This window comes from Kiloniella spongiae, assembly GCF_001026905.1.
GTDB lineage: Bacteria > Pseudomonadota > Alphaproteobacteria > Kiloniellales > Kiloniellaceae > Kiloniella > Kiloniella spongiae.
In genome coordinates this window covers 1-502 of the sequence record NZ_LAQL01000065.1, presented here as the reverse complement: position 1 = coordinate 502, position 502 = coordinate 1, and the positions used below count along the sequence as shown (strand labels likewise).

1 protein-coding gene is annotated in these 502 nt (G+C 47.2%); it reads right to left on the bottom strand.

Annotation, left to right across the window (positions count from 1 at the left end):
- A partial coding sequence (locus WH96_RS20920; RefSeq protein WP_047766194.1) for a calcium-binding protein occupies positions 1-502 on the bottom strand: 502 nt, incomplete at both ends.

Genomic DNA, 502 nt, shown 5'->3' with positions numbered 1-502 from the left:
CAGAACGGTTGCCAGAGAAAGCAGCAACGTCGTTCCCAGATCCACCATCAAGAGTGTCATCTCCAGCACCGCCAGAAAGAATGTCATCACCAGCATTACCTTTGATGACATCGTTAGTATCACCACCGATGAGAACATCATTACCAGATGTTCCTTGGCTTAACTCAACAGCAATATCAACTGTGGCTCCTTCGGTTGAGGTAACACCACCATTAACAGAGAAATGATTTCCATTTCCTGATAGATCTTGACCCGTTGATGGATCACCGAGGAAGTATCCCGTTACGCCATAGTTTATGCCCGTCGGTTCAGAAGGGATCCATGTACCAGGAGAGTTCGGATCTTCCATACCAAAGGCAGCTGCATCATGCGCTGTCCCATCAATCAAACGGACATTGTCAATGGCACCGTTATAATACCAACCGCGAGTATTGTTGGGTGCTGCCGCCCCAATTTGTTGCTGATGACCATCATTAACCCAAAGATCACTATTTTGTGGAGG